Source organism: Pseudomonas sp. RAC1 (assembly GCF_030658255.1).
Classification (GTDB): Bacteria; Pseudomonadota; Gammaproteobacteria; order Pseudomonadales; family Pseudomonadaceae; genus Aquipseudomonas; species Aquipseudomonas boreofloridensis.
Window position 1 is genome coordinate 1 of record NZ_JAUTXS020000019.1, and the last position, 5,576, is coordinate 5,576.

Annotated in this window: 9 protein-coding genes; all 9 read right to left on the reverse strand. The window is 65.0% G+C overall.

The window, feature by feature from the left end; genetic code table 11:
• Positions 1-668: baseplate J/gp47 family protein (locus tag Q7C30_RS04200; protein WP_317870764.1), on the reverse strand; the 668-nt coding region annotated here is incomplete at its 3' end.
• On the reverse strand, positions 665-982 hold the full coding sequence (locus Q7C30_RS04205) for a DUF2590 family protein (protein ID WP_063541464.1): 318 nt from the start codon (positions 980-982) through the stop codon (positions 665-667). The genes Q7C30_RS04200 and Q7C30_RS04205, both read right to left, overlap by 4 nt.
• A complete protein-coding gene (locus Q7C30_RS04210; protein WP_317870765.1) occupies positions 982-3,267 on the reverse strand; it encodes a phage tail tape measure protein in 2,286 nt (761 codons plus the stop codon). The genes Q7C30_RS04205 and Q7C30_RS04210 overlap by 1 nt, the downstream gene beginning before the upstream one ends.
• A gap of 174 nt (positions 3,268-3,441) precedes the next feature.
• The gene (locus Q7C30_RS04215) at positions 3,442-3,729 is read right to left on the reverse strand and encodes a putative phage tail assembly chaperone (RefSeq protein ID WP_063541468.1); all 288 of its coding nucleotides are present in this window, start codon (positions 3,727-3,729) and stop codon (positions 3,442-3,444) included.
• Positions 3,726-4,217 (reverse strand): lysis system i-spanin subunit Rz, encoded by a 492-nt coding sequence (locus Q7C30_RS04220; protein WP_317870766.1) that lies wholly within the window; start codon positions 4,215-4,217, stop codon positions 3,726-3,728. The genes Q7C30_RS04215 and Q7C30_RS04220 overlap by 4 nt, the downstream gene beginning before the upstream one ends.
• Complete coding sequence (locus tag Q7C30_RS04225; protein ID WP_317870767.1) at positions 4,205-4,735, reverse strand: lysozyme; 531 nt, start codon at positions 4,733-4,735, stop codon at positions 4,205-4,207. Before Q7C30_RS04225 ends, Q7C30_RS04220 begins: the two co-directional genes overlap by 13 nt.
• A complete protein-coding gene (locus tag Q7C30_RS04230; protein ID WP_317870768.1) occupies positions 4,732-4,938 on the reverse strand; it encodes a hypothetical protein in 207 nt (68 codons plus the stop codon). The genes Q7C30_RS04225 and Q7C30_RS04230 overlap by 4 nt, the downstream gene beginning before the upstream one ends.
• Positions 4,935-5,147 (reverse strand): TraR/DksA family transcriptional regulator, encoded by a 213-nt coding sequence (locus Q7C30_RS04235; RefSeq protein ID WP_317870769.1) that lies wholly within the window; start codon positions 5,145-5,147, stop codon positions 4,935-4,937. Before Q7C30_RS04235 ends, Q7C30_RS04230 begins: the two co-directional genes overlap by 4 nt.
• A partial coding sequence (locus tag Q7C30_RS04240; protein WP_317870770.1) for a phage protein occupies positions 5,147-5,576 on the reverse strand: 430 nt, incomplete at its 5' end. The genes Q7C30_RS04240 and Q7C30_RS04235, both read right to left, overlap by 1 nt.

A 5,576-nucleotide genomic window follows, 5' to 3' on the forward strand; every position in this document is an offset into this window, starting at 1 on the left:
TACACGGCATCGGTATGCCACTGGTTCACCGCGCTAAACTGGTTGCGCACGCGAAGTCGCAGCTGGTCGTCCGGTTCAGGATCCGCCCCTGGTGCTGTCATCCAGTCATCGGCGTTGATGACCTGGGCAATGCCCGGTACCGGCTCGAGCAGGATCGCGTAGTAACCCGGGGCGAGGTTGTAGCCACTGCCGACCTCTCGGGCACGGACCTTGACCGAGACCTGCAGACGCCCGTCCGGGAACGTCGCGTCCTCGATCGTCACCAACTGGTAAACGTGCCCATTGATCTCTGCGGACTGGACGACCACCCCGGCAGGCACCTGCAGCTCGCCGGCGGTGTTCTCGCGTGTGAACAACAGCGCGCCCTCTGCACGGGTCGCGCCTTTGCGCTCGGTGTTCACCGCCCATGCCAGGGTGTCCAGCCAAGCGCCGCTGGCTGTCTTGACGAAAAAGTTGGGCAGGACGGTGTCGCTCAGGAACGTCAGCAGCCACATGACAGGCTTGGTCACCAGCGCCGTCACCACTCGCCAGAATGGGCTGTATGCGCTGGTGTTGCTCAGCTTGCTGCCCTGGGCGGCGACCTCGGCCTCCCAGGCCTGGCGCAGGCCTGCCTCGGTCGTCGGAATGCCGGCATCGCTCAGCGCCCGGCGGAAATCTACGTCACTCACAGAAACACCTCGATATCGCCGAATTTCAGGGTTTTGGCCGTGACCAGGTACACGCCTGGCCGGTCCTCGAGGATCCGGGCGGTGCCCGGTACCAGGCGTTCGTCGTCTTCCACCAGCAGCTCCAGCTGCAGGATGCAATCGGCTTGGCGTTGGCGGCTGCGCTCGGCCACCAGGGTCACCAGCAGGCCGCTCTCGCGGATCATGTGGGCGATGTCCTGGGCGATGCTGGCCCGGTCCTCGATCAGCAGCGGCTGGCGGGAGGGATCCAGGACCAGGTCGTTGTCCTGGATCAGCAGGTCGATGTACTCGCTCATCAGCCCACCGCCATACCGATCATGTTTTCCAGCTCAAGCGGGGTCATTGGCTTGCTGCCGTTGATGATCTCCACCTTTTCAACGTGCATGCGTCGATCCTGGCTCTGTGTGTTGTTCTGGATCTGCTTCATCAGTCCGCCCTGGGGCACCGCACTGGGTCGAACGGGCGTGATGCTTGGTGCAACCTGGGACAAGCGCTCGCGGCTACGCTCGGCCTGCTCGACTGGCGCGGCGACCTCAACCTGGACCGGCGCCGCCGGCAGGGCTTCCATGCGCTTGAGCAATGGCGCGATCGGCTCGACTGCACGCGGCAGCGCTGCGGCCGGAGCGATCGCTGCCGGCGCAAGCGCTGCGCGAGGCAGTGTCTTGGGCTGCTGCTCGAGCACCTTGGCCACCGGCGCCGGTGGCTCGGCTGCGGCTGGCCGTGTGGTCATCAGCGGGGCCTGTGGCTGGACGGTCATCAGTGCCCGGGGTTCAGGCAGCGTCAGTGCCGGCGCTGGCATGGGCGTGACGCCGATCGGCACAGCCTGCCCTGGGATCTGCGGCACGCTGGGCGGCGTAGGCACGTCGCCGAAAGTGGTCTCGATGTTCACGCCCGGGATCTTGTTCAGCATGTCAATCAGGCCGCTGATGGCCTTCTGAAAGATCGCCACGATGCCGTCCCACGCGGCCTGGGCCATGCTGCCCCAGCCGGCCATCGAGCCGAACCAGTTGCTCAACTGCTGCAGTTGGTCAGCGACCCACTGAAACGCCTGGGTGTTCATCAGCGCGCTGGTCCACTCGTCCCAGTACACGACAGCGGCCACAACCAGGGCGATCAAGGCGGCAATGCCCGCGATCACCAGGCCTACGGGGTTTGCCATCATGGCGGCGTTGACCAGCCAGATCGCGCCCTGCCACAGCAGCATGGCGCCCTTGGCCAGGCCGATGACCGCGATCATGGCGAGCACCCGGGCGACCAGGAGCACGCACTGGATGGAATGGGCGATGAACATCGCGATGCTGCGCCAGCCGGTCCAGGTCAGCAGCGCCCAGACGACGTTCAGGCCCAGCATGGCCATCTTGCTCAAGCCCACCACGATGCTCAGCGTGCTGATCGCGGCGGTGATGGCCAGCGTGGCCAGGGTGGCGATCCCCATCACCCGGGTGATGTTCGGGAACAGTTGAGTCCAGCGGGTCAGCGTCTTGCCGATATCGACCAGGCGCGTCATCAGCGGCTGCAGCATCGGGATCAGCGCCTGGCCGAAGGCGATACGTAGCGACTGGACCGCCGCGCCGAGCTGCTGCCAAGGATCGACCATGGCAGCGGCCATCTTCTCGGCCTGCTCCAGGCCCCGGACTTTGCCGAGCTGGTCAATGCCGTTCTTGAGGCGGTCAGTGTCCTGAGCCAGGGCGCCGATCACCTGGGCGCCTTCACCGCCGAAGGCCTCGACCAGCTTGTTGTTTGCGGCAGCGTTGCGCAGATCCCCGAACTTGCCCTGCAGCTTGGCCAGGATGTCGAGCATCGGCAGAACCTTGCCGTTCGTGTCGGTGAACTTGATCCCGAGCTTGTCAGAGGCGTTGCCGATGTTCTCGAAAAAGGCCTTGTACCTTCCGCCGGCGTCGCCGCCTTCCATCGTGCTGGAAAGGCTCCCCAGGACTGCCATCTGTTCGGCCAGATTAATGCCCGAGGCTGTAGCGATCGCGCCCGCTTCCTTGAAGCCGTCTTTCATCTGCTCGCCGCTGGTGCGGAACAGCTGGACCGCCAGGGCGGTCTGGCCGCCCAGCTTCTCGACCCACTGGCTTTTACCCATGGCGTCGGCCTGCTGCTTCTGCAGGTTGTACAGCGTGCCCACGTACTCGCTCATCACCGCCGTGTCGGACTTGGTGGCTTTGGCGAGTACGTTGCTGGTGTTGGTGAAGGTGGCCAGCTGGGAGCCGGCCAGGCCTTTGATGGCGCCCTCGATCTTGTACGCCGAGGAGACGAACGACGCGGCGTTCTCGCCGTAGGCAACGGAAAAGTCCAGGGACTTGGCGTTGAGCGCGTCCAGGGCGTCCTGGGCAACGCCCAGCGAGCGAACATCGCTCAGGGCGCGATTCACCTCGAGCGCCGGTGCCAGCGATCCCTCGATGCCGGTGAGCGAGCCCCACAGGCCCGCCACGCCGGTACCGATCTGCTTGATGTTGGCTTCGCCTTTCTCCGCCAGGTCGCTGAAACCCTTGGTCACCTTCGCCAGGGGCGCGGTGACCTTGTCAGTCAGCGACAGGATGAAGTCCAGGCGGCTGGATGCGTTGTTCGCGCTCATGGGGTGGTCAGCTTCCGTTGAATGCTCGTGCGATGCCGTTGGCTACGGCGATTTCCATCCGCCGCCAGTGCTCGTCCTCCAGCCATTTGGCTGTGCCCAGGTTCTCGGGCGTCGGGGCGGCACCGGGTAGCCAGCGTTCGCCCAGGGCCAGCAACTGGCCCAGGCCGTCCTCGGTCAGGCGCTCAGCGTGCTCGAGCGCTTTTTTACGACGACCTCGACTTTCGGGGAGAACTCTTCAACCAGGGCGCCGGCGATTTCCATCGCGGTGGTGGGGTGCGACAGCAGCGGCTTCAGCTTGGCTTTCTGGTCCTGGACCACGGCGTTCATCAGCAGATTGTGAGACGGGGCAACCTTGTTCGCCTGGGTCAGGCCGTTGATGTACTTGGTGACCAGGGCGGTATCCATGACGAAGTCGAAGTCTTCGCCGCCGATTTCCAAGGTGATTTCAGCGCGTTCGGTCATTGCGGTATTGCTCCTGTGGTGGGTGGGGTCGTGCAAAGGGTGCGGACGTGGTCCTGCAGGCCGAGGATCATTTGCCGACTGAGGGCGAGCTGATCGCGGAGGGTGAAATAATCCGGTCGAGCGTCTGTTGCGAGTTCGGCGGAGCCTGCATCAGCCACGCCGGCGGCGCCGGTACCGGAACCGGTACGCACTGCGGGGCAGGTGGCTTTGACGCGCAGCCGCTGATCACGATCATCAACAGCGCGGCGCAGATCCTGGTTGTGTTTGAGTGCATCGGTCAGTTCCTGGAAGTGTTGGGCGTCGTTGGCGGCGGCGATCGCCAGGCGCTGCCCGGTGAGGTGTGCCGCTTCGCGCAGGCCTGCAGCTTCCGTTTGCGCTGTGTCGCGCTCCGATCGGGCGTGGTCGCGCTGCTCGAGCACAAGGTCGAAGGCGAGCCAGGCCGCGCCAGCGACCGCTATGGCGACCAGCAGTGCGATCAGGCCGCGCATAGAGCAGCCTCCTCGAGGCGTCGGGCGTGCAGACCAGGGACAAAGACCTTGCGGCCCTTGGCGTCGGTGACGTAGGCCCACACGGGGCGCCCATCGGCGCCCCAGGCCAGCGCCCAACAGCCTTCCTTGATACGCCCGAGGTTGATCAGCACCAGGGCGCGGCTTGCGCAGGTCGATGGCGTGCCGACGTTGTGGCCGTGGCTGGACAGCGCATCGAACGTGTTCTGGCTGATGCTCTCGTTGGTCAGGCAGTCGGCCAGGGCCAATTGCCCCTTCTCGATCACCAACTGCTCCACCTCGGCGCAGCGCTCCGGTGACCAGTAGTCGCCCACGATCACAGGGTAGGGGCTGGTGTAGCGAGTAATGCCCATGCACACGGTCGGCAGGCCCCGGGCAAGCTTGTCGGCATAGACGACGTTCTGCCCTTCACCTTCCCACTTGCCCAGGAACGCCATCAGCGTGCTGCTGCTCAGTACCAGGGCGACGGCCCCGGTCAGGATCTTGTTACGCATGCTCATGGCTTGATCCTCCAGTCACGCAGCATCTGGCGGTACTTGGGAACCAGCAGGAAGATCTGCAGCACCATGTAAACCGCCGTCAGCATGTAGGCGACCGCCGACCAATCGACGGCACCGGTCACGCCGGTGGCGGCGACTCCGATCGCGGGCGAGGCCTTGGCCAGTGCAATCGCGGTGTCCTGTGCGGCCTGGTTCGTGCTCATCGCTCGCCCCTTTTCTCGAAAGTGGATTGGCAGGGAACGCAGCGGGTCATGCCGCCCAGGGCACGGCGCGCCTCCGGGATCTCACCGCCGCAATCGTCGCAATGGGTGAGGCTTGGCCCTGTCGCCGGCCCTTTGCCTCGAGCAGCGGCGATCGCCTGGTCACGCTGACGCTGTTCCAGGGCCTGGGCGCGGTCGAAAGGGCAAACCATCAGCTCAGGCCCTCAGTTTCGCGGGCAGCCAGGTACGGCACGCCATTGATGCGGATGAAGTCCGGACTGGTGACGTCGAATGGCAGCTTGTGCTTGGACTTCTCGCCGCCCTTGGCGTCGATGTTCAGCAAGCTGGAGACCTTGAACTTGCAGCCGAAGGCCTCCACGCGGATCTCGTCGGTGGGCGTCTTCGCATAGAACAGCTGATCGAAGGCCTCCAGCTCGCGGAAGCTGCCGGCCTTGCCGGCGGCCTCGATCACCAGGTTGAAGTTCGTGGTGTCCAGCTCCAGCTCGCCGCTGGCGGCCACGTCGCCCTCGACCCAGCCGTCTGGCACGCCCTTGGTCTGCGCCACGGCGCTGTTGTCGGTGATATCGAGGGTCGCGGTTTCGACGTGAATCATCAGGTCGCCCACGGTGATATCGAAGTTC